This is a genomic window from Stenotrophomonas sp. PS02301, assembly GCF_029959485.1.
Lineage (GTDB): Bacteria > Pseudomonadota > Gammaproteobacteria > Xanthomonadales > Xanthomonadaceae > Stenotrophomonas > Stenotrophomonas maltophilia_Z.
In genome coordinates this window covers 12,513-34,074 of sequence record NZ_JASCOO010000043.1, presented here as the reverse complement: position 1 = coordinate 34,074, position 21,562 = coordinate 12,513, and the positions used below count along the sequence as shown (strand labels likewise).

Annotated in this window: 22 protein-coding genes; 12 read left to right on the top strand and 10 right to left on the bottom strand. The window is 67.1% G+C overall.

The window, feature by feature from the left end; translation table 11 throughout:
- Positions 1 to 127: 127 nt before the first annotated feature.
- From QMX81_RS12065 to QMX81_RS12035, 7 genes are all read left to right on the top strand, one after another.
- Entirely contained in the window at positions 128 to 610 is a 483-nt protein-coding gene (locus tag QMX81_RS12065; protein ID WP_282261794.1) for an Mpo1-like protein, read from the top strand.
- 359 nt (positions 611 to 969) lie between these two features.
- Entirely contained in the window at positions 970 to 3,798 is a 2,829-nt protein-coding gene (locus tag QMX81_RS12060; RefSeq protein WP_152150905.1) for a monovalent cation/H+ antiporter subunit A, read from the top strand.
- Complete coding sequence (locus QMX81_RS12055; protein WP_019185295.1) at positions 3,798 to 4,181, top strand: Na+/H+ antiporter subunit C; 384 nt, start codon at positions 3,798 to 3,800, stop codon at positions 4,179 to 4,181. Before QMX81_RS12060 ends, QMX81_RS12055 begins: the two co-directional genes overlap by 1 nt.
- Positions 4,178 to 5,713, top strand: a complete 1,536-nt coding sequence (locus QMX81_RS12050; RefSeq protein WP_121040638.1) for a monovalent cation/H+ antiporter subunit D — start codon at positions 4,178 to 4,180, stop codon at positions 5,711 to 5,713. The genes QMX81_RS12055 and QMX81_RS12050 overlap by 4 nt, the downstream gene beginning before the upstream one ends.
- The gene (locus QMX81_RS12045; RefSeq protein WP_123729954.1) at positions 5,710 to 6,216 is read left to right on the top strand and encodes a Na+/H+ antiporter subunit E; all 507 of its coding nucleotides are present in this window, start codon (positions 5,710 to 5,712) and stop codon (positions 6,214 to 6,216) included. Before QMX81_RS12050 ends, QMX81_RS12045 begins: the two co-directional genes overlap by 4 nt.
- Positions 6,213 to 6,497, top strand: a complete 285-nt coding sequence (locus tag QMX81_RS12040) for a K+/H+ antiporter subunit F (RefSeq protein WP_070472350.1) — start codon at positions 6,213 to 6,215, stop codon at positions 6,495 to 6,497. Before QMX81_RS12045 ends, QMX81_RS12040 begins: the two co-directional genes overlap by 4 nt.
- Entirely contained in the window at positions 6,494 to 6,907 is a 414-nt protein-coding gene (locus tag QMX81_RS12035) for a Na+/H+ antiporter subunit G (RefSeq protein WP_121040642.1), read from the top strand. Before QMX81_RS12040 ends, QMX81_RS12035 begins: the two co-directional genes overlap by 4 nt.
- Before the next feature lie 75 nt (positions 6,908 to 6,982).
- Here QMX81_RS12035 and QMX81_RS12030 read toward each other — a convergent pair whose 3' ends face one another.
- Both QMX81_RS12030 and QMX81_RS12025 read right to left on the bottom strand, forming a co-directional pair.
- The gene (locus QMX81_RS12030) at positions 6,983 to 7,939 is read right to left on the bottom strand and encodes a sodium:calcium antiporter (RefSeq protein ID WP_282261783.1); all 957 of its coding nucleotides are present in this window, start codon (positions 7,937 to 7,939) and stop codon (positions 6,983 to 6,985) included.
- Positions 7,940 to 8,039: 100 nt separating this feature from the next.
- Positions 8,040 to 8,648 (bottom strand): hypothetical protein, encoded by a 609-nt coding sequence (locus QMX81_RS12025; RefSeq protein ID WP_282261781.1) that lies wholly within the window; start codon positions 8,646 to 8,648, stop codon positions 8,040 to 8,042.
- A 130-nt stretch (positions 8,649 to 8,778) separates the two neighbouring features.
- On the opposite strand from QMX81_RS12025, the gene QMX81_RS12020 reads away from it, so the two are divergent.
- Complete coding sequence (locus tag QMX81_RS12020) at positions 8,779 to 9,264, top strand: hypothetical protein (protein ID WP_282261798.1); 486 nt, start codon at positions 8,779 to 8,781, stop codon at positions 9,262 to 9,264.
- 7 nt (positions 9,265 to 9,271) lie between these two features.
- On the opposite strand, the gene hmgA is transcribed toward QMX81_RS12020, so the two are convergent.
- Together hmgA and hppD are read right to left on the bottom strand one after the other, a co-directional pair.
- The gene (gene hmgA, locus QMX81_RS12015) at positions 9,272 to 10,573 is read right to left on the bottom strand and encodes a homogentisate 1,2-dioxygenase (protein WP_282261780.1); all 1,302 of its coding nucleotides are present in this window, start codon (positions 10,571 to 10,573) and stop codon (positions 9,272 to 9,274) included.
- Positions 10,574 to 10,679: 106 nt separating this feature from the next.
- Positions 10,680 to 11,795, bottom strand: coding sequence for a 4-hydroxyphenylpyruvate dioxygenase (gene hppD, locus QMX81_RS12010; protein ID WP_183073719.1), 1,116 nt, complete (start codon positions 11,793 to 11,795; stop codon positions 10,680 to 10,682).
- A 127-nt stretch (positions 11,796 to 11,922) separates the two neighbouring features.
- On the opposite strand from hppD, the gene QMX81_RS12005 reads away from it, so the two are divergent.
- Positions 11,923 to 12,411, top strand: coding sequence for a MarR family winged helix-turn-helix transcriptional regulator (locus QMX81_RS12005; protein WP_088433561.1), 489 nt, complete (start codon positions 11,923 to 11,925; stop codon positions 12,409 to 12,411).
- Between the two features lie 24 nt (positions 12,412 to 12,435).
- Here QMX81_RS12005 and QMX81_RS12000 read toward each other — a convergent pair whose 3' ends face one another.
- The 5 genes from QMX81_RS12000 to QMX81_RS11980 form a co-directional block, all read right to left on the bottom strand.
- Positions 12,436 to 13,572: a hypothetical protein gene (locus QMX81_RS12000; RefSeq protein ID WP_282261776.1), complete on the bottom strand. Its 1,137-nt coding sequence runs from the start codon at positions 13,570 to 13,572 to the stop codon at positions 12,436 to 12,438.
- A 121-nt stretch (positions 13,573 to 13,693) separates the two neighbouring features.
- The gene (locus QMX81_RS11995) at positions 13,694 to 14,302 is read right to left on the bottom strand and encodes a thioredoxin family protein (protein WP_121040654.1); all 609 of its coding nucleotides are present in this window, start codon (positions 14,300 to 14,302) and stop codon (positions 13,694 to 13,696) included.
- 8 nt (positions 14,303 to 14,310) lie between these two features.
- Positions 14,311 to 15,813 carry a peptide MFS transporter gene (locus QMX81_RS11990; RefSeq protein WP_121040656.1) on the bottom strand — a complete coding sequence of 501 codons (1,503 nt, stop codon included), beginning with the start codon at positions 15,811 to 15,813 and terminating at the stop codon, positions 14,311 to 14,313.
- A 243-nt stretch (positions 15,814 to 16,056) separates the two neighbouring features.
- A complete protein-coding gene (locus QMX81_RS11985) occupies positions 16,057 to 16,935 on the bottom strand; it encodes a tryptophan 2,3-dioxygenase family protein (RefSeq protein WP_088433557.1) in 879 nt (292 codons plus the stop codon).
- Positions 16,936 to 17,006: 71 nt separating this feature from the next.
- On the bottom strand, positions 17,007 to 17,645 hold the full coding sequence (locus QMX81_RS11980) for an NAD-dependent epimerase/dehydratase family protein (protein ID WP_282261769.1): 639 nt from the start codon (positions 17,643 to 17,645) through the stop codon (positions 17,007 to 17,009).
- A gap of 132 nt (positions 17,646 to 17,777) precedes the next feature.
- Here QMX81_RS11980 and QMX81_RS11975 point away from each other — a divergent pair, with 132 nt between their 5' ends.
- From QMX81_RS11975 to QMX81_RS11965, 3 genes are read left to right on the top strand one after another with little or no spacing between them, the layout of a single operon-like run.
- The gene (locus tag QMX81_RS11975; protein ID WP_152150890.1) at positions 17,778 to 19,340 is read left to right on the top strand and encodes a GGDEF domain-containing protein; all 1,563 of its coding nucleotides are present in this window, start codon (positions 17,778 to 17,780) and stop codon (positions 19,338 to 19,340) included.
- A 45-nt stretch (positions 19,341 to 19,385) separates the two neighbouring features.
- Positions 19,386 to 19,910, top strand: coding sequence for a sigma-70 family RNA polymerase sigma factor (locus QMX81_RS11970; protein ID WP_282261767.1), 525 nt, complete (start codon positions 19,386 to 19,388; stop codon positions 19,908 to 19,910).
- Positions 19,911 to 19,920: 10 nt separating this feature from the next.
- Positions 19,921 to 20,580 carry a hypothetical protein gene (locus QMX81_RS11965; RefSeq protein ID WP_282261764.1) on the top strand — a complete coding sequence of 220 codons (660 nt, stop codon included), beginning with the start codon at positions 19,921 to 19,923 and terminating at the stop codon, positions 20,578 to 20,580.
- Positions 20,581 to 20,592: 12 nt separating this feature from the next.
- On the opposite strand, the gene QMX81_RS11960 is transcribed toward QMX81_RS11965, so the two are convergent.
- A complete protein-coding gene (locus QMX81_RS11960; RefSeq protein WP_121040668.1) occupies positions 20,593 to 21,504 on the bottom strand; it encodes a DUF808 domain-containing protein in 912 nt (303 codons plus the stop codon).
- Positions 21,505 to 21,562 lie beyond the last annotated feature (58 nt).

Sequence of the window (21,562 nt, the reverse complement as noted above, 5' to 3'; positions counted from 1 at the left end):
GCGTTCCCCGGCCCTGCGCCGGGGAACGCGGTCTCCGATGCCGCGGCCATGTCGGGCAGCCGATGGAAGGCAGCCGACCAACGGTCGGCTCTACCGGCGGTATGCTCTGCAGATTCTGGGAGGGAACATGGCCACCACGACCGTCGCACGCCCGATCGACCGCTATTTCACCAGTTATTCCGACGACCACCGCAATGCGCTGAACCAGCGCATCCACGTCGTGGCCGTCCCGGCGATCGCATGGTCGGTGATTGCCCTGCTGTGGTGCCTGCCGCCGCTGATCACCTGGTTCCAGAACGGAATCTGGGCCGGCCTGGCGATGTTCGCCGCCTGGTGCTTCTACAACCGCCTGTCGCGCACGCTGGGCTACGGCATGCTGGCGTTCTTCTTCGTCAGCGGCTGCGTCTGCCGGCTGCTGGAAGCCGAAATCGGGCTGGTGAACCTGTTCTGGCTGGCCCTGGGCGTCTTCGCCGTGGCTTGGGTCGCGCAGTTCATCGGCCACAAGCATGAAGGCCGCAAGCCGAGCTTCCTGACCGATCTGGTCTACCTGCTGATCGGCCCGCTGTGGGTGCTGGCCAAGCTCTACCGCCGGATGGGTTGGCGCTACTGACCGCTTTTTCCTGAACGAGCGAGGACGCTCACCAGCAGTCCACGCCGGACCGTCCAGCATCGTGCCCAGTGACCTTTCGAGCGACGGTCACCGTTCATCTTCGTGCACATCCACGCGGTCCCGCAGGCCCTGCGACGACTGGTTCCAGACCCGTTTCGACGGGCGCCGGGAGGCCACAGTCGGCAAAGTCGCCAGCGGGTCTCCATACGGCCGCCGACGCGCCCGAATGGGACCGCGCGCCGCCCTGAAAAAATGAATCAGCGCACGTTACATGCAATTGAGGGCGTATTCGGGTGTATCGGCAGCAATTGCCTGCCTGTTAGACTGAACGACCTGCTCGTGAATCCCGCATTCCCTGCATGAATCCTAGTCTGCTCCTGCTGCTCGCCCTGCCCTTCCTGATGGCAGTGGCCGTCGCTTCATTCCGCCGCACCTCCCGCTCCACGGCCGCCTGGGTAGCCGCGGCCGCTCCGCTGGGAGGACTGGCGCTGTTGGCGACGATGACCCCGGCCATCATGGACGGCGGGATCGTCCGCAGCTACGGGGAGTGGATACCGCAGATCGGCCTAGCCTTCTCGCTGCGCCTGGATGGCCTGGCCTGGATGTTCGCCGGGATGGTGCTGGCGATCGGCGCATTGGTGGTGATGTACGCCCACTACTACCTCAGTGCCCGCGACAGCGCCCACCGCTTCTACTGCTACCTGCTGCTGTTCATGGGCGCCATGCTGGGCATGGTGCTCTCGGGCAACCTGTTGCTGTTGATGGTGTTCTGGGAAATGACCAGCATCAGCTCGTTCCTGCTGATCGGCTTCTGGTCGCACCGCCAGGATGCTCGCGAGGGCGCCCGGATGGCCCTGGTGGTCACCGGCGGCGGCGGTCTGGCGCTGCTCGGCGGCGTGCTGCTGATCGGCCGCATCGTGGGCAGCTTCGAGCTGGATGCGGTGCTCGCCGCCGGCGATCTGATCCGCGCCAGTTCGCTGTACCCGTATGCCCTGTTCCTGGTCCTGGCCGGCATCTTCACCAAGAGCGCCCAGTTCCCGTTCCACTTCTGGCTGCCGCACGCGATGGCCGCGCCGACGCCCGTCTCGGCCTACCTGCATTCGGCGACGATGGTCAAAGCCGGCGTGTTCCTTCTGGCGCGGTTGCACCCGGCGCTGGCCGGGACCGATCTGTTCTTCTATACGGTCAGCGGCATCGGGGCGATCACCCTGCTGATCGGCGCCTGGAACGCGATCTTCCAGCATGACCTCAAAGGCCTGCTGGCCTATTCGACGATCTCCCATCTGGGCCTGATCACCATGCTGTTCGGCCTGTCCACGCCGATGGCGGTGGTGGCCGGCGTGTTCCACATCCTCAACCACGCCACCTTCAAGGCCTCGCTGTTCATGGCCGCCGGCATCATCGACCATGAAACCGGCACCCGTGACATGCGCAAGCTGGGCGGGTTGCGGCGGTTGATGCCGATCACCAGCGCGCTGGCGATCATCGCCTCGCTGGCGATGGCCGGTATTCCGCTGCTCAACGGCTTCCTGTCCAAGGAAATGCTGTTCGCCGAAGCGCTGACCGCGGGCGGCCCGGAAACCATGCGCGTGGTGATGTCGATCGCCGCGCTGCTGGCCGGCGTGTTCGGCGTGGCCTACAGTCTGCGCTTCGTGCACGACACCTTCTTCGGCAACGGCCCACACGATCTGGACCGCGTCCCACATGAGCCGCCGCGCTTCATGAAGGTGCCCGTGGAGATCCTGGTCGTGGTCTGCGTGGCCGTCGGCGTCGCCCCGGCGATCACCATCGCCCCGGTGCTGCATGCGGCCGCCTCCTCGATCCTGGGCGCGGCAATGCCGGCCTACAGCCTCTCGGTCTGGCACGGCTTCAACACCCCGTTGATGATGAGCATCGCCGGCGTGATCGGCGGTATCGCGCTGTACTTCGGCCTGCGCCGCCTGATCAACCTGCATGCGGTGGTCAGTCGCAGCATCGGCCGCAATATTTTCCACAAGCAGCTGGACCTGGTGTTCGGCTTCGCCCACCGCCTCACCCAGGGCCTGGCCAACGGCAGCCTGCAGCGCATGCTGATGGCGCTGGTGGTGGTGGCGATCATCGTCGCCGTGGCACCGTTCGTGGCCAATCCGGCCTCGCCCAACTGGCCCTCGCCGCAGCCGATCCCGCTGTTGGGCTGGGCCCTGTGGCTGGTGATGATGGCCTGCGCGCTGGGCGCACTGTTTGTCTACCGGCAGCGCCTGCTGGCGGTGCTGGTCGTCGGCGGCGTCGGCCTGATGGTGTCGCTGACCTTCGTGTTCCTCTCCGCGCCGGATCTGGCCCTGACCCAGCTGCTGGTGGAGATGGTCACCCTGGTGCTGATGCTGCTGGGCATGAACTACCTGCCGATCCAGTCGCCACCGGAGAAGTCGGTCTGGCGCAAGCGGCGCGATGCGGTGATCGCGATCGTCGCCGGTGGCGGCCTGGCCGCGATGGCCTACACCGCCATGACGTTGCCGCCCAACACCATGGCCGGCGAACTGCTGGCGCGCGCGCTGCCGGAAGCCTATGGGCAGAACGTGGTCAACGTGATCCTGGTCGACTTCCGTGGCTTTGATACCTTCGGTGAAATCACCGTGTTCGGCATCGCCGCGCTGGTGGTGCACGCCATGCTGCGCCGCTCGCGGATGGCGCCGGAACAGATCATGCCCGGCCCGCCGATCAAGCTGCCCGTACCGGCCGATCTGGCCCAGATCATGTTCCCGCTCACCCTGACCGTCTCGATCTTCCTGTTCCTGCGCGGCCACAACGCGCCCGGCGGCGGCTTCATCGCCGGCCTGGTGCTGGCCGTGCCGCTGCTGATCCAGTACGTCATCCAGGGCACCACCTCGGTGGAATCGCGCTTCGGCTTCGATTACATCCGCTGCATCGGTGCCGGCCTGCTGATCGCCATCCTCAGTGGCTGCGCGTCGATGCTGTTCGGCGTGCCGTTCCTGACCAGCGGCCATCTGGACCTGCACATTCCGCTGATCGGCGAGGTACCGCTGGCCAGCGCGATCGGCTTCGATACCGGCGTGTACCTGGTGGTATTTGGTGGCGTGATGCTGATGCTCTCGATGATGGGCACGATCAAGCCCTCGCGCACCCGCAATGCCCGTAAAGGCGAAATCGATCCCAACCGCCGTTCGGCAAAAACCGGGGAGATGCACTGATGGAACTGGCTCTGGCAAGCGCCATCGGCGTGCTGAGCGCGATCGGCATCTACCTGTTGCTGCGCGCGCGCAGCTTCGATGTGATCCTCGGCATGACCTTCCTGTCGTATGCGACCAACCTGCTGATCTTTGCCGGCGGCCGGCTGGTGCAGGGCAAGGCGCCGGTGCTGCGTGAGGGCATCGACAGCGATCTGGGCAACTACACCGATCCGCTGCCGCAGGCGCTGGTGCTGACCGCCATCGTGATCGCGTTCGCGATGACGGCGGTCAGCATCGTGCTGGCGATGCGCAGCCGCAGCGACAACCACAGCGACCACGTAGACGCGCACGAAGAAGAAGAGCTTCCCGCCGATACCGCGCCGGGCCGGGAGGGCGGCGCATGAACCATGCGGTGATCCTGCCCATCCTGATTCCGCTGTTCGGCGCGGCCTGCTCCCTGTTCGTCGAGCATCGCCGCTACGGGCCGAAGGTGCAGCGCACGGTGGCGTGGACCACGCTGACCGCGCTCGCCGCAGCCGTCGCGCTGCTGTTCGCGCAGACCGCTGACGGCAGCATCGCGGTGTACCTGCTGGGTGACTGGCCCTCGCGGCTGGGCATCGCGCTGGTGGCCGACCGCCTCTCGGCATGGATGCTGGTGACCACACTGCTGCTGGCCATCCCTTGCCTGCTGCACGCCTGCTCGGGCTGGGACCGCCGCGCGCCGCACTTCCATGCCTTGTTCCAGTTCCAGCTGGTCGGCCTCAACGGCGCGTTCCTGACCGGCGATATCTTCAATCTGTTCGTGTTCTTCGAGGTGATGCTGATCGCCTCCTATGGCCTGCTGCTCAGCGGCGGGCGCGGCCTGCGCATGCGCATCGGCCTGCACTACGTGGTGTTCAACGTCACCGCCTCCACCCTGTTCCTGATCGCACTCGGCCTGCTGTACGCCTCGCTGGGCTCGCTCAACATGGCCGAACTGTCGCAGCGCATCGCTGAAGTGCCGGCCTCGCACCTGACCCTGGTCAAGGCGACCATGGGGCTGTTGCTGCTGGTGTTCTGCAGCAAGGCCGCGCTTATGCCGCTGTATCTGTGGCTGCCCGAAGCGTATGCGCGTGCGCCGGCCGCGGTGGCGGCGCTGTTCGCGATCATGACCAAGGTCGGCCTGTACGCGGTGCTGCGGGTCAGCACCCTGTGGTTCGGCGAGGGTGCCGGCCCGATGGCCGGCTACGGCAGCGAATGGCTGCTCTGGGCCGGTGTGGCCACCCTCGTGCTGGGCGGCCTGGGCGTGCTCGCTGCGGCACGCCTGCGCGTGCTGATCTCCTACCTGGTGGTGGTCTCGGCGGCGACGCTGTTCATCGCGTTCTCGGTGCGTACGCCCGAAGTGCTCTCGGCCGGCCTCTACTACCTGCCGCACAGCACCTTCGTGGCCGCCGCGCTGTTCCTCATTGCCGATCTGATCCGCCGCCGCCGCGGCGGTGCCAGCGATCGCAAGGAAGTCATCGCGCCGATGCCGGGCAAGGAAACGCCGGCGGTGCTGTTCCTGATCGGTGCGGTGTCGGTGGCGGGCCTGCCGCCGTTGTCCGGCTTCCTGGCCAAGGCTGCGCTGCTGGCCGGCATGCCGGCGCAGTACACCTGGGCGGTGTGGGCCGCGGTGCTGGGCAGCAGCCTGATGGTCATCGTCGGCCTGACCCGTGGCGGCATCCGCCTGTTCTGGCGCGTGCCGGTGGTCGAAGAAGGCGCACCCAAGCCGCGCAAGGCGCCGACGCGCACCGTGGAATTGTTCGCCGCCGCGCTGCTGCTCAGCTATGGCATCGCGATGAGCGTGTTCGCCGGCCCGCTGATGCAGCACACCGATGCGATGGCCACCCAGTTGCTGCAGCCCCAGGACTATGTGGGTGAACTGCGCGCCACCACGCCGGAGATCCGCCAGCCATGACGCGCAAGCCTTCCCTGTACAAGCGCATTCTGCCCTCGCCCTCGCTCAGCGTGATGGTCGTGGCGTTCTGGCTGTTGATGTCCGACAGCTTCACCCTGGGCCAGTTCGTGCTTGGCATGATCCTGGGCGTGGTGGTGCCGCTGTTCGCCGCCCGGCTGGACCGCGAGTTCGCGCGGATCGGCTCGCTCAAGCCCCTCCCCAAACTGTTGTTCGTGACCCTGTGGGACATCCTGATCTCCAACATCCGGGTGGCGATCCAGGTGCTGGGGCCGGAGCGCCGCATCCACCCCGGTTTCATCTGGCTGCCGCTGGATATCGCCAACATCCACGGCATCGCCGCGCTCACCAGCATGATCACGTTGACCCCGGGCACGGTCTCGGCCGCGTTGTCCGATGACCGCAGGTATCTGTTGGTGCACGTGCTGCATCTGGATGATCCGGATGAACTGATCCGGCAGATCAAATCCCGCTACGAAGCCCCGCTGATGGAGATTTTCCCATGACCGGATACATGTTCATCCAGACCACGATGGTGGTGTGCATGCACGTGGTCGGCCTGGCCATGCTGCTGGCCACCTGGCGCCTGCTGCGCGGCCCCACCGTGCCCGATCGCATCCTTGCGCTGGACACCTTGTCGGTGACGGCCATCGCTGAACTCATGTTGTTCGGCATGTACCTCAACTCGGCGGTGTACTTCGAAGCGGCGCTGATCATCGCCATGCTCGGCTTCGGCAGCACGGTGGTGCTGAGCAAGTTCGTGCTGCGCCGGGACATCGTCGAATGATCACCTTCATCCAGATCGTGCTGTCGATCCTGCTGCTGTTCGGCTGCTTCTTCATCCTGGTCGGCGCGCTCGGCCTGGTGAAGCTCTCCACCTTCTTCAAGCGCCTGCACGCACCGACCAAGGCCAGCACGCTGGGCGTGGGCTGCGTGCTGGTCGGCTCGGTCTGTTATCACATCTTCCTCGGCGAAGACCCGCAGCCGCGCGAGCTGCTGATCACCGTGTTCCTGTTCATCACCGCACCGATCAGTGCGCACATGATGGCCAAGGCCGCGTTGTCGCTGCTGATGGAAACCCGGCCGGACCTGCCGGGCCACAAGACCGCCAAGGAAGAACAGTTGCCGCCGCCGGAGCCGCGCCATCCGGGCGACACCGAGGGTGCCAAGGCCCCCGTTTCCCGGGACAGCCAGTAGAGCCGACCGCTGGTCGGCTGCAGGCATCGTGCCGGAGGGCAGCCGACCCACGGCCGGCGCTACGTAGTGCAACGTTCAGCCGCCCCAGACCAGCGCCAGTTCCAGTGCCACCCACCCCAGGAACGCCACCACCAGCACCGCGCCTTCGCGCCGGCTGATGGTCAGGTCACCGCGCAGCATCGGGTAGAGCACCAGCACGAAGGCGATCGCCGCCGGCAGCTCCAGTTTCACGAACGATCCGGGCAGCGCCAGCGGGCGCAATGCGGCCATGCCGCCGACCACCACCAGCAGGTTGAACAGGCTCGAGCCGATCACGTGGCCCAGCACCATGTCGCCCTGGCCACGGCGTGCCGCCGCGATCGCCGCAGCCACTTCGGGCAAGGCCGTGCCGATCGCCACCGGCAGCAGGCCGACCAGCAACGGTGACCAGCCCAGGCCGGCGCCAAACACCGGCGCGGCCTGCACGATCCAGCGCGCGCCGAAATACAGGCACACCGCCGCGAACAGCAGCCGCAGGAGGTTGAGGAACAGTCCCGTGCGGGTCATGGCGTAGCCGGCGATGCCCTCACGCACCGGCTCCACTTCCAGCCGCGCGCGGCGCAGCAGGAACACCAGCAGGCCGACAAAGGCGAGCAGCAGCACGGCCCCTTCCCAGCGCGCGATCACGCCATCCAGGCCGAACAGGATCAGCAGCGCACTGGCGGCGGCAAGACACACCAGCAAGGGCGAGAGCAGCCGCGCACGGACCAGCAGCGGCGCAGCGAGCGCCGCCAGGCCCAGGGTCAGGCCGAGGTTGACGATGTTGCTGCCCACCGCATTGCCCAGCGCGAGTTCTTCCGCGCCGACCACGAAGGCACGGGCGTTGACCACCAGCTCCGGCAGCGAGGTGCCGAAGGCCACCAGCAGCAACCCGGCCACGAACGGCGACGCGCCGAAGCGCTGGGCCAGACCCGAGGCGGCCCGGACGATGGAGTCGCCGCCCAGTGCCAACAGCACCAGGCCCAGCACGAACCAAACAGTGGCAGCGATCATCTGGTGCTCCCCGGTGACAGATGTGAGCCGATTCTAGGGCCAGCCCACGCCAAACAGTGAAGGCCCGCCCCGGCCCTGTGGCCGGCGCGGTGCCGATGGCTCAGGAGCAGCCTTCCACGTAATCGACCTGCGGGGTCTTGCCGACCCGCCAGGCGGTCACATTGCCATCGCCGTTGATCTCGAAGTTGACCAGCGCGCCGCCCTCGGTCGCCGGGCGCACGCGCAGGTTGTGGCCCTGCTCGTCGTACTTGTGCGGGGTCAGGTCGCCGCGATCCGGGTACAGCGTCTGCAGCTGGCCGAGCGACATGCCGACCTTGCCGCCACCGGGGGCGACGATGCGGTCGTTGCGCACGTCGTACCGGACCAGACGCTTGCCTTCGATCATGAAGATCACGTCCTCGGCCTGCGCGCCTTCCGGCCGCAGCGCATGGCAGTAGTCGTCAGCGACGTCGCCCTGCAGGGGTGTCTTCCAGGCCGCCCGGACCTCGTCCAAGGTGCTGCCCAGCGCCACCGGGCCGTAGCCATCCAGGCGTGCCGGACCCTGCGTATCCGTGCCTGGTGCCGCCGTGGCGGGCGCTGCCGGCGCGGTGTCCGCCGCCGGTGCAGGCACGGCCGCCTCGGCATCGGCCGACGGCGTCTCCGGCGTGCGCTCGCACGCGGCCAAGGCCAGCACCATCCCCACTGCCATCACGCTTCCCAGCTGTCTCATGCCTGCATCCTCCCGGTGAATGGGCGCAGCCTAGCGCGAGCGCTGTGTGGGCGACATGCACAGTGTCGCTGTCATCCGCGTTTCACCTGCCGCGTTCAGGCTCGGCCTGCACCGCATCGACCCCGCCCCCATGCAACCGCAGAAGACCGACCTCGCCCGCACCGCTTTGCAGGCCCACCGCGCGCCCTTGGACATGCGCCAGCGCCGGCTGTTGATCCTGTGCGACGGCCAGCGCGACGTGGTGCAGCTCGGCCAGCTGGTGGGCCCGGAAACCCCGGCGATGGTGATCCAGCTGATCCAGAGCGGGTATCTGGTGTTGAGTGCGGTGACACCGACCGCGGTGCCGGTGCCCGTGACCGAACGCCGCCGCTCGCTGGTGGCCGCCCGCATCTATCTGCTGGACATCCTGGAACTGCAGCGTCATCCGCAGGCAGCAGCGCTGTTCCACACCCTGCAGCAGGCCCGCAGCGACGACGCGGTCATGGCGGCGCTGCAGACCGCCTTGGACGCGCTGCCAGGCCTGACCTCCACCGGCTATGCCGAGCGGGTCCGGCAGCGGTTGCTGGAGGTGCTGCCGAAGGAGCATGCCGAGCGCTTCCAGATCGCGCTGGTTTGAGCCTGCGTCAGCCCGAGAAATTCGCCTTCAATCCCTGCCAGCAGTGCTGGTACCCGCGCTGGCGATGCGCCGCGTCCATCGCCTGTGCGGTGGGGCGGATCACGCCGCGGGTTTCAAACATGAAGGCCATGGTGTCCTTGATCACGTCCGGCCTGCTCAGGTCGGCCGCGGAGGCCTTCTCGAAGGTCGCCGCATCCGGGCCATGCCCGCTCATGCAGTTGTGCAGCGAGGCACCGCCGGGCACGAAGCCTTCGGCCTTCGCATCGTAGGCACCGTGGATCAGGCCCATGAATTCGCTGGCGATGTTGCGGTGGAACCACGGCGGGCGGAACGTGTTCTGCGCGACCAGCCAGCGCGGCGGGAAGATCGCGAAGTCCATGTTGCTGGTGCCCGGCGTGTCGCTGGGCGAATGCAGCACGAGGAAGATCGAGGGATCGGGATGATCGTGGCTGATCGAGCCGATCGTGTTGAAGCGGCGCAGATCGTAGCGGTACGGCGCGTAGTTGCCGTGCCAGGCGACCACGTCCAGCGGCGAATGATCGATATCCGCGCGCCACAGCTGGCCCTGGAATTTGGCAATCAGTTCGAACGCGCCGTCGATGTTCTCGAACGCGGCATGCGGCGTTTCGAAGTCACGCGGATTGGCCAGGCCGTTGGACCCGATCGGGCCCAGGTCGGGCAGCTTCAGCAGCGCGCCGAAGTTCTCACAGACGTAGCCGCGTGCGTCGCCGTCGGGCAGTTCGACACGGAAGCGCACACCGCGTGGAATCACCGCGATCTTCTGCGGTTCGATCTCGATCACGCCCATTTCGGTGAGCAGGCGCAGGCGGCCCAGCTGCGGGACGATCAGCAGCTCGCCATCGGCGTTGTAGAAATAGCGGCCCTGCATGTCGCGGTTGGCGGCATACAGGTGGATGCCCACGCCATGGTGGGCGTCGGGCGAACCGTTGCCCCCCATCGTGTACAGCCCCTCGATGAAATCCGTGGGCGTGCTGGGCAGCGGCAACGGATCCCAGCGCAACTGGTTGGGCGAGACCGCGCCCTGCGCGACGTCGCCGTGCAGGTGGGGCTGGAAAAAGGGGGTGAACTCGCCGTGGGTCACCGCGGGGCGGATGCGGTACACCCAGCTGCGGCGGTTGCTCCCCCGCGGCGCGGTGAACGCGGTGCCGGACAGCTGCTCGGCATACAGACCATGGGCGACACGCTGCGGGGAGTTCTGCCCCACCGGCAGTGCACCCGGCACCGCCTCGGTGGCGAACTCGTTGCCGAAACCGGTCTGATAGCCGCGCGATGACATCGGGTTGTTCATGGTCCTGCTCCGCCGGGGGCGTGGATGGCAAGGGAATACGGCCGATGGCACCCGCGCGGGCGCGGATGCCACCGTTGAAGCGTAGCGCGGGTGGCGGCCGAGTGCCTTACAGCACGCCGCGCTTCATCTGGTCGCGCTCGATGCTTTCGAACAGCGCGGTGAAGTTGCCTTCGCCGAAGCCTTCGTTGCCCTTGCGCTGGATGATCTCGAAGAAGATCGGGCCGATGCAGTTGGTGGTGAAGATCTGCAGCAGTTTGCGCTGTTTGGTCTCCGGGTCGGCATCGATCAGGATCTTGTTCTTCGCCAGTCGGGCCACGTCTTCACCGTGGTTGGGCACGCGCATGTCGATCACATCGAAATACGTGTCCGGCGTATCCAGGAACTCCACGCCCTGGGCGCGCATCGCCTCCACGGTGTCGTAGATGCTCTCGGTAAAGCAGGCGATGTGCTGGATGCCCTCGCCCTTGTAGGCGTCGAGGTATTCGTTGATCTGGCTCTTCGGATCGGACGATTCGTTGAGCGGGATGCGCACGATGCCGTCCGGGGCGGTCATCGCCTTGGACACCAGGCCGGTCTTGAGGCCCTTGATGTCGAAGTAGCGGATCTCGCGGAAGTTGAACAGGCGCTCGTAGTAATCCGACCACTGCTGCATGTTGCCGAAGTACAGGTTGTGCGTCAGGTGGTCGATGAAGGTCAGCCCGAAGCCCTTCGGGCGCGGGTCCACACCCTCGATCGGCGCGTAATCGGTATCGAACATGCTGCCGTTGGCGCCGTAGCGGTCGACCAGGTACAGCATGCAGTCGCCGATGCCCTTGATGATCGGGGCGGCGACGGCGCGGGTCTCGGGCTTGAAGTCGATCGCTTCGGCACCGTTGCCCAGGGCCATCTGGTAGACCTCATCGCCCGGCTTCTTGAAGCGGATGGCGAAACCGCAGGCGCACGGGCCGTGCTTCTCGGCGAAGTCCGAGGCGAACGAATCCGGCTCTTCGTTGACCAGGAAATTCACGTCGCCCTGGCGATAGACCGTGATCGCACGCTGCTTGTGGCGCAGCACGGCGGTGAAGCCCATCTTGCGGAAATAGTCGTGCAGTTCCGCGCCACGGCCGGCCGGGGCGGCGAACTCGACGAACTCGAAACCATCGATGCCCATCGGGTTTTCGAAGGTGGTGACCTGCATGCCCGGATCGGGTGCGAAGGACGCGGTGCTCGTTTGGCTGGTCATGCTGTGGCTCCAAAGCAGTCCGCATCGGAAAAAACCAGGTGCGGTAGGAAGGCAGACCCGCGAGAATGCGGAGTCCGGAACGTAGGTTATAGTTTCACATGAAACCACCATCAAGGTGCACCGCAGCATGAGCCCGCCCGATCCCAGCAGTCACAGCATCCGCGCATCGCACGCCCTGCTCGATCTGGAGCAGTTCCTGCCGTACCGGCTGAGCGTTCTGTCCAACCGCGTCAGCGGCAACATCGCCAAGCTGTACGGCGACCGTTATGGCCTGGCGATCCCCGAGTGGCGGGTGATCACGGTCCTGGCGTTGTATCCGGGCTCGTCGGCCAGCGAGGTGTCCGATCGCACCGCGATGGACAAGGTCGCGGTCAGCCGCGCCGTGGCCAGACTGCTCGAACGGGGCTTCATCAAGCGTGAAACCCATGGCGATGACCGCCGCCGCTCGGTGCTGGCGCTGTCGGCGGCCGGATTCGAGGTGTACGAGACCATCGCGCCGCTGGTGATCGACATCACCCGCAAGCTGATGTCCGTGCTCAGCGAGGACGAAGAACAGATGCTGGAGACGCTGATCCTGCGCCTGGCCGGGGAAGGCCTGCAGCGGATGGACGAGTAGCCAGCGACCGTTGGTCGTTGCGGCTCAGCTCAGGTGCTTGCGCCGCGCATGCACCCACGGCGCGGCCAGCGCGCCGATGGCACCGCCGGCAAACCCCAGCGAGGCGGCCACGGCGGCCGCTTCGATCGCACCCGGCAGAGCCAGCGCGGCGACCACCAGCAGCAGCGATGGCAGGCCGATGAAGGTGGCCATGAAGTAGCGCCAGCGCGGTGACCACGTACCGATCTGGAGCAGGCTGACCGGCATCCAGGCTTCGCCTGAGGCGTCCTGGGCAACCTTCGCGGCCACCTTGCCCAGGTCCGCTTCGACCGGCCCCTTGCCACCACGCGCGGCAGCCAACATCGCCGCCACCTCGTCAACCGCCGGGAAGCTGGTCGGCCAGGTCTGCGGGGCGTTGACCCCGTAGGCAGTCAGCAGCGGCACGCTGATCCAGGGTGCCAGCAAGGGCCGTACCTTGCGGCGGTCCATCACGCACCAGATCTGGGTCATGCCATGCGCGGTGACGCTGTACAGCGCCAGCTGCGCCGCCGCCGGATAAGGCAGCAGGTGCACGCGGGCGGCCATGCTGTCGTAGCCCATCTCACGCAGGAAGCCCGGGCGGGTACGTCCCTCGTGCGCCCAGGCCAGGCCGAGCGCGCCGACCAGATACACCTCGGCCGGATCCTTCGTGCCGGCGGTGGCGCGGTCATCGCTGGCCAGGAAGAACGCCAGCGATTTGGGTTCGGCGACATCGAGCTGGTCCCAGCGCCCGGCGTCGCCCAGCACATGTTTGAGCGGCAGGCGCGCCGGGGCGGTTTCGTCCTTGCTGGCGTTCTGCAGGAACGGCACCACGCTCAGCACGAAGCCCTGCAGGTCCACGCCGCGCAGGCCGCTGCCCTGCCACTCGGCCGGGATCAGGCCGGGCAGCGTGCCCTGGCGTGCCAGCGTGTCCAGCTGCGCCTTCTGCTCCACCAGTTTCTGCACGGCCGCCTTGAGCAGCACGTTGTCGGGCACGGAGACCATCGGCAGGCGGTAGCGGATCGCGCCCGGCGCCGGCGTGTCGGCCTCCAGCGCATCGGGTGCGGTGTGGTCATCGAGCAGCACATCGACCGGCGGCAGGCTCACGCCGGCCGGCGCATCAAGAGAGACTTCGGTGGTGCTGTCGCTGGTGCCCGGCTGCATGCGTCGATTCCGTCGGTTGTCCGCCACGAACAGCGCGGCATGAGGTCCTTGGGGGTAGCGGCAGGGCAGCGGACAAATTGAGGGCAAAAAAAAAGCCGCGGAATCCGCGGCCTTTTCCAGATCACGACGCTTTGGGTGGCGCCCATTGCTTCATGAAGGCGAAGAAGCGGCCACGGTCGTAGCCCTTCTTCTGCCCCTTGTCCGCTTCCAGCTCACCGGTGAACTGCGAATGCAGCAGCGTGCCGTCGGCATCGAGCACGAACAGGTGCGGATAGCCCTTCACTGGCGGGAACTGCGACAGGAACGCCGCGTTCTCGTTCTCTTCGCTGTAGTTGACCTTCATCCAGACATAGTTCGCATCGCGGAAGCGGCGGATCTCCGCATCCCCTTCGATGAACCCATCCATCAGATGGCACCACGGGCACCACTCACCGCCCACATCCAGGATGATCCGCTTGCCCCCGCGCTGGGCCTCGACCTTGGCCGTGGCCAGATCGGCGACCGGATCGCGGGCGGGATCGAACTGGGCGTTGAGCGCCGCGATCGCGGCGATGTCCGCCGCGGCCGGGGTGTTGCCCGAGGCCACCGGTGCGCCGGGATCGGCGACCGGGGCCTTCTGCTCGGACGTATCCAGCGGCTGCGCAGGCGCCGCGGTAGGCGCCGACGACGGCGAACAGGCGGCCAGCAGGCCGGCCACGATCATCGACATTCCCGCGGCTTTCATGCGCATCGCCTTCCTCACTTGACGCCGTGCATCAGCTTGTTGATCAGCGGTGCGACCAGGAACAGCACCACGCCGGAGATGATCAACGCCCAGAAGCCGAACGTGTAGCCCTTCAGCGCCGATTCCACGGTCATGCCGCCTTCGCCGCTGACCACGCCGGCGAAGATGCCCGACATGTTGTTGCCGATGCCGGTGGACAGGAACCAGCCACCCATGCCGAAGCCAACCAGGCGCACCGGGGCCAGCTTGGTCACCATCGACAGGCCGATCGGCGACAGGCACAGCTCACCGACGGACTGGATGACGTAGACCATGAACAGCGTCCAGAACGGAATCTTGCCATCCACGACCATGCTCGACAGGGCGACCATCAGCAGCGCGAACGCCGCACCGTTGAAGAGCAGGCCCAGGCCGAACTTGCGCGGGATCGACGGGTTGGCGCGGCCCAGCTTGATCCAGATCCAGGCAATGATCGGGGCCAGCGTGATGATCGCCACCGAGTTGACCGACTGGAACCAGGCGGTCGGGAATTCCCAGCCGCCCAGATTGCGGTTGACGATGTTGTCGGCCAGGAAGGTGAACGAGCTGCCGGCCTGTTCGAAGAACATCCAGAACATCACGTTGAAGGTGAAGATGATCAGCATGGCGATCACGCGGTCGCGCTGGACCTTGCCTTCGCGGATGCCTTCAACCAGCAACAGGATCGCCAGCGCGATGAACATCGCGCCCAGGATCCAGGCCAGCGCGGTGGCGCCGGTGGAGAGCAGGAAGAACGCGATCGGGATCGCCACGATCGCACCGATGAACACCATCACGATGCGGCCATAGCCCTCTGCACCGGCCGGCGGGGCGCCGATGCCCTTCAGGCCGGCGCGGCCAACGTAGAACCAGGCCAGGCTGATCAGCATGCCGATGCCCGAGGCGATGAAGACCATCTTGTAGGACGGCATCGCCTGGGTGCCGAACACGCGCTCGGCCAGGTACTGGGTCAGCACCGGGGCGATCATCGCGCCGATGTTGATGCCCATGTAGAAGATGGTGAAGCCCGAATCGCGGCGCTCATCCTTCAGGCCGTAAAGCTTGCCGACCATGGTGGAGATGTTCGGCTTGAACAGGCCGTTGCCGATGATGATCGTGGCCAGGCCCAGTTCGAAGATTTCCTTGTTGGGCATGGCGACCATGAACAGGCCGGCGGCCATGATCACCGCGCCGGTCAGGATCGAGCGTTGGTAGCCCAGCACCCGATCGGCGACGTAGCCACCGAAGATGGCGGCGGCGTACACCAGCGCCAGATAGGCACCGTAGGTCCGGCTGGCGGCGGCCTGGCCGGCCGAATCACCATCGAAGAACTGCGCGACGATGTACAGCACCAGGGCCCAACGGATGCCGTAGAACGCAAAGCGTTCCCAGAATTCGGTCATGAACAGCATCCACAACGGGCGCGGATGGCCCAGCGTGGTCTTGAACTCCGGCAACGCCGGATCGGGAACGGATTTCGCGGCGGCGTCTACGCTCATGCGGGATTCCTGGGTTCGGTGGAAGACATGCACGTCCGATGTGCGAAAGCAGCGCGGGAGAATCCCAGACCAACCACGTTCACGTCAAATACACGCTGATGTGGACCGCTGGCAGCATGGTCGCTGAACTTGCATCTGCAACTTCCGGGCAAAACCCGGCAGCGCAGCAACGGCGGGGCCTGCCGCACCGTACGGCGGATGCGGCAGGTAAATATGAATAGGCTTATTGCGGTCGATGCCGGATCAGGCGTCCGGCGGCATCGGGTCGTCGTTGCGGATGGTGGTGCGCACCTGGAACAGCTCCGGGAAGAAGGTCAGTTCCAGCGCCTGGCGCAGGAAGCCGACCCCGCTGGAGCCGCCGGTGCCGCGCTTGAAGCCGATCACCCGCATCACGGTGCGCATGTGGCGGAACCGCCACAGCTGGAAGGCCGTCTCCAGATCGACCAGGTCCTCGCACAGCGCGTATTCGCGCCAGAAGCGGTCGGTGTTCTGGTAGATCCGCTCGAACACCGGGTGCAGCGCATCGTCGGCCACGTGCGGCTGTTGCCAATCGCGCCCTTGATAGCCGGCCGGGACCGGATGGCCGAAGCGGGCCAGGTAGCGCAGGAACTCCTCGTACAGGCTGGGGGCATCAAGCACCTCCTGCAGTTGGGCCTGGCCGGCCGGGTCGTGCGAGAACACCTGCAGCATCTGCGCGTTCTTGTTGCCCAGCAGGAACTCGATGTAGCGGTACTGCAGCGACTGGAAGCCCGACGACGGGCCCAGCACATCGCGGAAGCCCATGTATTCGGAGGGGGTCAGCGTCTCCAGCACCGACCACTGCTCGGTCAGCTGGCGCAGCACCTGCTTGCTGCGCGCCAGCACCTTGCGGCACTGCCAGACCTCGTCGCGCTGCAGGAAGCCGATCGCCGCGCGCAGCTCGTGTGCCAGCAGCTTCAGCCACAGCTCGGAGGTCTGGTGCTGGATGATGAACAGCATTTCGTCATGGTGCGGCGGGTTGGACAGCGGCTGCTGGGCCGACAGCAGCTGATCCAGGCGCAGGTAACCGCCGTAGGTCAGCCGCCCCTCCAGATCGGTGTGGATACCAGCTTCGAGATCGCGTTGGTTCTTGTCGACGGACATGGCAGGGACCGCTAAAGGGGCTGAAAGGGTAGCGCAGTGGCCGGGGGGCCGCGCATCCGGCCGTCAGCGGCTCAGCGCGCCGCCAGATCGGCCGAACCCACGATCCTGACGCCGGGCGTCGGCACCGACGCCGCCTCGACCAGCGCGGCGGCAATCGTCCCGGCCGGATTGATCCGCCAGGCGCGCGGCAGGACCGGACCGAGCACCCCCAGCACCACGCTGGCCAGATGCTCGCCGGTGCGCCGCTCGGCACGCTCGCCCCCGATCAGCCCGGGGCGGACCAGGGTCAGGGAGGGGTAGCCCAGCTCCCGCAGGTCCTGCTCCAGCCGGCCTTTGACCTGGTTGTAGAAGAGCCGCGCGCCCGCATCGGCGCCCATCGCCGAGTTCAACGCGAAGGCATGCGCGCCGCGGGCGCGTGCCTGCTGTGCCACGGCCAGCGGAAAATCATGGTCGACCCGTGCGAACGCCTCCTGGCTGCCGGCCTGTTTGATCGTCGTACCGAGCGCGCAGATCACGGCATCCACCGCCCACCAGTCGGCCTCGCCCGGCAACTGTGCGAAGTCCACCACCGGGTTGAGCAGCGCTGCATCCGTGGTATCCAGCGCGCGGCGGGTCGGGGCGATCACCGCATCGCACCGGGGGTCGTCCAGTAGTTGCCGCAGCACATGACTGCCGACCAGTCCGGTCGCCCCCACCAGCATCACCTTCATCGCACTCTCCTGCCGTCGCCGTGCTTACCATCCTGCCATGCATGACCGGTTCAAGGCCGGCCCCACTGCGCCGATACTGTTCCCACCTCTCCACCGCTCCGGCTCCGGCCGTGCCCTGCAAGGATCTGCCGCATGACGGACCCGCACGACGCTCCCCCCAGCCCCGGCACCGCCGTCGGGCGGCTGCTGTCGCGGCGGCAGAGCGTGGGCACAGGGGTGGAGGCCGCCAGCGAGCCGGCGCCCGGCCCCAAGGGGGGCAGCAGCGCGATGCTGCAACGGTTGTTCGCCGGCATCGATGCGCCCGAGCCGCTGCTGGCCGCGTTCGCCAATGGCATGTCCACCCTGCCCGGCGAGCTGGGCGACATGGGCCTGCGCCTGCAGTCGGCGCAGCGCAGCGCGGATTGGGTCAGCTATGGCCGCGCGATGCGCCAGCTGATCGACAAGTACATCCGCACCATCGAACAGGAGACCCCGGATGGCCAGCCCGACAGCCTGCGCCTGCGCGAGCTGCTGCGGCATACCGTCGGGGTGACCGTGGCCAGCCTGCTGCAGAACATGCCCGAACTGCGCGAGGAGCCGGTGCAGCTGGCCGGTGAACTGCGCCACTGGCATCCCGGCCAGCCGCTGCAGCCGATCGAACAACGGCTGCGCGAGCTCTCGCACCAGATCGGCGTGCGCAGCGATGGCTGGCAGGAACAGCAGGAGCTGCTGCTGAGTCTGTTCGATCTGCTGTTGGACAACATCAGCGAGCTGCTGGATGACAGCAGCTGGCTGCACGGCCAGGTCCACGCGGTGCGTTCGCTGATCGGCGGCCCGCTGGATCGCGATTCGGTCGAACAGGCGCGTGCCAACCTGCGCGAGGTGATCTACAAGCAGGGGCTGCTCAAGCAGGGCATCGTCGAATCCAAGGCGGCGATGAAGAACGTCATGGGGGGCTTCATCGAGCGCCTGGACGGCATGGCGGTGAGCACGGGCGAATACCATGACCGGATCAGCAGCTACGCGCTGGCCCTGAAGGAAGCGCGCAGCATCGCCGACCTCAACCAGTTGCTGCAGGACGTGCTGCAGGACACCGGCCGGGTGCAGGATCAGGCCCTGCAGGCGCGCGATCACCTGGGCAATGCACGCCGTGAAGTGGAGCAGGCCGAACAGCGCATCGCCGAGCTGGAGCAGGAGCTGCGCGAGGTCTCCGGGTTGATCCGGACCGATCCGCTGACCGGTGCGCTCAACCGCCGCGGTCTGGATGAGCTGCTGGAGCGCGAACTGGCGCGTGCCGCCCGCCACGGCCATCCGCTGGCGCTGGCCCTGCTGGACCTGGACGATTTCCATCAGACCAATACCCTGCATGGCCATGCCGGTGGCGATGCGGTGCTTCGCCACCTGGTGACCGTCTGCCAGCTGCACCTGCGCAGCAGCGATGCCATCGCCCGGCTCGGCGGCGATGAGTTCGTCCTGCTGCTGCCGGAAACACCTGCAGCGGACAGCATGTCCACCCTGCTTCGGCTGCAGCGTTCGTTGGCGCAGCGGCCGCTGCCGCTGGACGAACAGCGCGTGCCGGTGCATTTCAGCGCCGGGCTGGCGCAATGGCAGCCGGGCGAGCCAGCCGAGGCGCTGCTGCGGCGTGCCGATGCGTCGCTGTATGCGGCCAAGCGGGTCGGCAAGAACCGCGTACTGGCGGCCGAGCCACCGCGCTGAGCCCGCGCCTGTGATATTCCGCGCACCGGCGCGAATCACCCGGGTATGGACATGACACGGCCCGCTACCGACATTGATCTGCGCCCGCGCTTCGCCGCGCTGCTGGAGCAGCACCGCGGCATCGTGCTGAAGGTGGCGCGCGGCTATTGCCGCCACCCTGAGGATCGGCTCGATCTGGTCCAGGAGATCAGCGTGCAGGCGTGGGCGGCATTCGAGGAATTCGACCCGGCGCGGGCGCGCTTCTCGACCTGGCTGTACCGGCTTGCGCTCAACGTGGCGATCTCGCAATGGCGCCGGCAGCAGCATCGGCAGCGCCACCACGCCGCGCTGGACGACGACCTGCCCGCCGCGGACGACCGTGCACCCCCCGAGCAACGCCATGCCCTGCATCAGCTGGAGGTGGCCATCCATGCGCTGCCGCCACTGGACCGTGCCCTGATGCTGCTGCACCTGGACGATCACGACCACCGGCAGATCGCCGAGGTGCTGGGCATCAGCGTCGCCAACGTCTCCACCCGCCTGCACCGCCTGCGCCAGCAACTGCGCACTCGCCTGAACCCCGCCGACTGAGAGCCCCGCCATGCAACCGGATGACCTCAAGCACCTGTGGAACAGCGTCGGCACCCCCACCGATGCGCAGGAAACCTTCGCGCTGGAAGCGTGGCGCAGCCATCGGCAACGCAGCGTTCAACGCCAGCTCGGCCTCTTCAGCCTGTGGCAGGGGCTGCAACTGGTGGTCTGGCTGGCCGTGGCGGTGTACTGCGGCAGCCAGTGGTGGCAGCAACCTCCGTTGGCGGTGATGCTCAGCGCGTTGGCGCTGCATGCCTATTGCATCGCGGTGATCATCGCCAGCATCACCCGCCTGCATCGCCGCCGGCAGTTGCAGCCGACGCAGACGGTGCTGGCGCAATCGCAGCAGCTGGCCGCGCTGCGTCGCCACACCGCGCTGACCGAGCTGCTGCTCGGCCTGCCGTGGTGCTGGCTATGGTTGGCCGTGCCGGTGCTGGTGGCCTGGCAGGTCTGGGGCGTGGATCTGGGCGCCTTTGCCGCGCCGTGGCTGCTGGCCTCGCTGGGCGCGGGGACGCTGGCCATGCTGGCCGCCTTGATCCTTGCCCGCCGCTGGGCCCAGCGCGCACCGGCCTCGCCGTGGCTGCAGCGCGTGATCGATGCGCTGTCCGGCCGCCGGCTGGCCCACGCACACGCCGAGCTGGAGGCCCTGCGCGGCTGGGAGCCGGCCTGATGGGGTCGCCCCTCAGTGCGCGGGCTTGGCCCCGCGCAGCTTCTGGAACCCGGTCACCGCCGCCAGGACCACCGCGCCGATCACCACGCCGACGATCACGTTGCCCAGCGCGTTGATCAACCAGCCCCAGCTGCCATCGCCGCCCATTGCCAGAATGGCGTGGTGCAGCGGCGCGATGCTGTGCACCAGGATGCCGCCACCGACCAGGAACATCGCTGCGGTACCGGCCACCGAGAGGAACTTCATCAGCCACGGTGCGGCCACCAGCAGGCCCCGGCCGACCGCCGCCAGCGCCGCGCCCTTGCGCGACAGGTACAGGCCCAGATCGTCCAGCTTGACGATGCCGGCGACCAGGCCGTAGACAAACACCGTCATCGCCAGCGCGATCACCACCAGCGCGCTGACCTGGTTGAGGAACGGCGCGCTGGAGACCACGCCCAGCGACAGCACGATGATCTCGGCCGACAGAATGAAGTCGGTGCGGATCGCGCCCTTCACCTTGTCCTTCTCCCACGCGACCATGTCCACCTTCTCGTCGGCCAGGGCCTTGGCCCGCTCGGCCTTGCGCTGCTCGTCCTCATCGCGCGAATGCAGGAAGCGGTGCGCCAGCTTCTCCACGCCCTCGTAGCAGAGGAAGGCGCCACCGATCATCATCAGCGGGGTGATCGCCCAGGGCAGCCAGGCGCTGATCGCCAACGCGGCCGGCACCAGGATCGCCTTGTTGACCAGCGAGCCCTTGGCCACCGCCCACACCACCGGCAGCTCACGGTTGGCGCTGACCCCGGTCACCTGCTGCGCGTTCAGCGCGAGGTCGTCGCCGAGCACGCCGGCGGTCTTCTTCGCCGCCACCTTGGTCAGCACCGACACATCGTCCAGCAGGGACGCAATGTCATCGAGCAACGCGAACAGACTGGCACCGGCCATGGTGGATCCAAAGGAGGAAGCGGGAGCGCCGATTCTGACCGATCCGAGCCCTGTCGCG

Excerpts from the sequence above, each read along its gene's own strand:
- hmgA (WP_282261780.1), bottom strand. The coding sequence starts at position 10,573 with ATGAACAACCCGATGTCATCGCGCGGCTATCAGACCGGTTTCGGCAAC.
- QMX81_RS11970 (WP_282261767.1), top strand. The coding sequence starts at position 19,386 with ATGGACATGACACGGCCCGCTACCGACATTGATCTGCGCCCGCGCTTC.
- QMX81_RS12030 (WP_282261783.1), bottom strand. The coding sequence starts at position 7,939 with ATGATCGCTGCCACTGTTTGGTTCGTGCTGGGCCTGGTGCTGTTGGCA.
- QMX81_RS11975 (WP_152150890.1), top strand. The coding sequence starts at position 17,778 with ATGACGGACCCGCACGACGCTCCCCCCAGCCCCGGCACCGCCGTCGGG.
- QMX81_RS12035 (WP_121040642.1), top strand. The coding sequence starts at position 6,494 with ATGATCACCTTCATCCAGATCGTGCTGTCGATCCTGCTGCTGTTCGGC.
- QMX81_RS11985 (WP_088433557.1), bottom strand. The coding sequence starts at position 16,935 with ATGTCCGTCGACAAGAACCAACGCGATCTCGAAGCTGGTATCCACACC.
- QMX81_RS12065 (WP_282261794.1), top strand. The coding sequence starts at position 128 with ATGGCCACCACGACCGTCGCACGCCCGATCGACCGCTATTTCACCAGT.
- QMX81_RS11995 (WP_121040654.1), bottom strand. The coding sequence starts at position 14,302 with ATGCGCATGAAAGCCGCGGGAATGTCGATGATCGTGGCCGGCCTGCTG.
- QMX81_RS12050 (WP_121040638.1), top strand. The coding sequence starts at position 4,178 with ATGAACCATGCGGTGATCCTGCCCATCCTGATTCCGCTGTTCGGCGCG.
- hppD (WP_183073719.1), bottom strand. The coding sequence starts at position 11,795 with ATGACCAGCCAAACGAGCACCGCGTCCTTCGCACCCGATCCGGGCATG.
- QMX81_RS12060 (WP_152150905.1), top strand. The coding sequence starts at position 970 with ATGAATCCTAGTCTGCTCCTGCTGCTCGCCCTGCCCTTCCTGATGGCA.
- QMX81_RS12020 (WP_282261798.1), top strand. The coding sequence starts at position 8,779 with ATGCAACCGCAGAAGACCGACCTCGCCCGCACCGCTTTGCAGGCCCAC.
- QMX81_RS12025 (WP_282261781.1), bottom strand. The coding sequence starts at position 8,648 with ATGAGACAGCTGGGAAGCGTGATGGCAGTGGGGATGGTGCTGGCCTTG.
- QMX81_RS12045 (WP_123729954.1), top strand. The coding sequence starts at position 5,710 with ATGACGCGCAAGCCTTCCCTGTACAAGCGCATTCTGCCCTCGCCCTCG.
- QMX81_RS11980 (WP_282261769.1), bottom strand. The coding sequence starts at position 17,645 with ATGAAGGTGATGCTGGTGGGGGCGACCGGACTGGTCGGCAGTCATGTG.
- QMX81_RS11990 (WP_121040656.1), bottom strand. The coding sequence starts at position 15,813 with ATGAGCGTAGACGCCGCCGCGAAATCCGTTCCCGATCCGGCGTTGCCG.
- QMX81_RS11960 (WP_121040668.1), bottom strand. The coding sequence starts at position 21,504 with ATGGCCGGTGCCAGTCTGTTCGCGTTGCTCGATGACATTGCGTCCCTG.
- QMX81_RS12055 (WP_019185295.1), top strand. The coding sequence starts at position 3,798 with ATGGAACTGGCTCTGGCAAGCGCCATCGGCGTGCTGAGCGCGATCGGC.
- QMX81_RS12040 (WP_070472350.1), top strand. The coding sequence starts at position 6,213 with ATGACCGGATACATGTTCATCCAGACCACGATGGTGGTGTGCATGCAC.
- QMX81_RS12005 (WP_088433561.1), top strand. The coding sequence starts at position 11,923 with ATGAGCCCGCCCGATCCCAGCAGTCACAGCATCCGCGCATCGCACGCC.
- QMX81_RS11965 (WP_282261764.1), top strand. The coding sequence starts at position 19,921 with ATGCAACCGGATGACCTCAAGCACCTGTGGAACAGCGTCGGCACCCCC.
- QMX81_RS12000 (WP_282261776.1), bottom strand. The coding sequence starts at position 13,572 with ATGCAGCCGGGCACCAGCGACAGCACCACCGAAGTCTCTCTTGATGCG.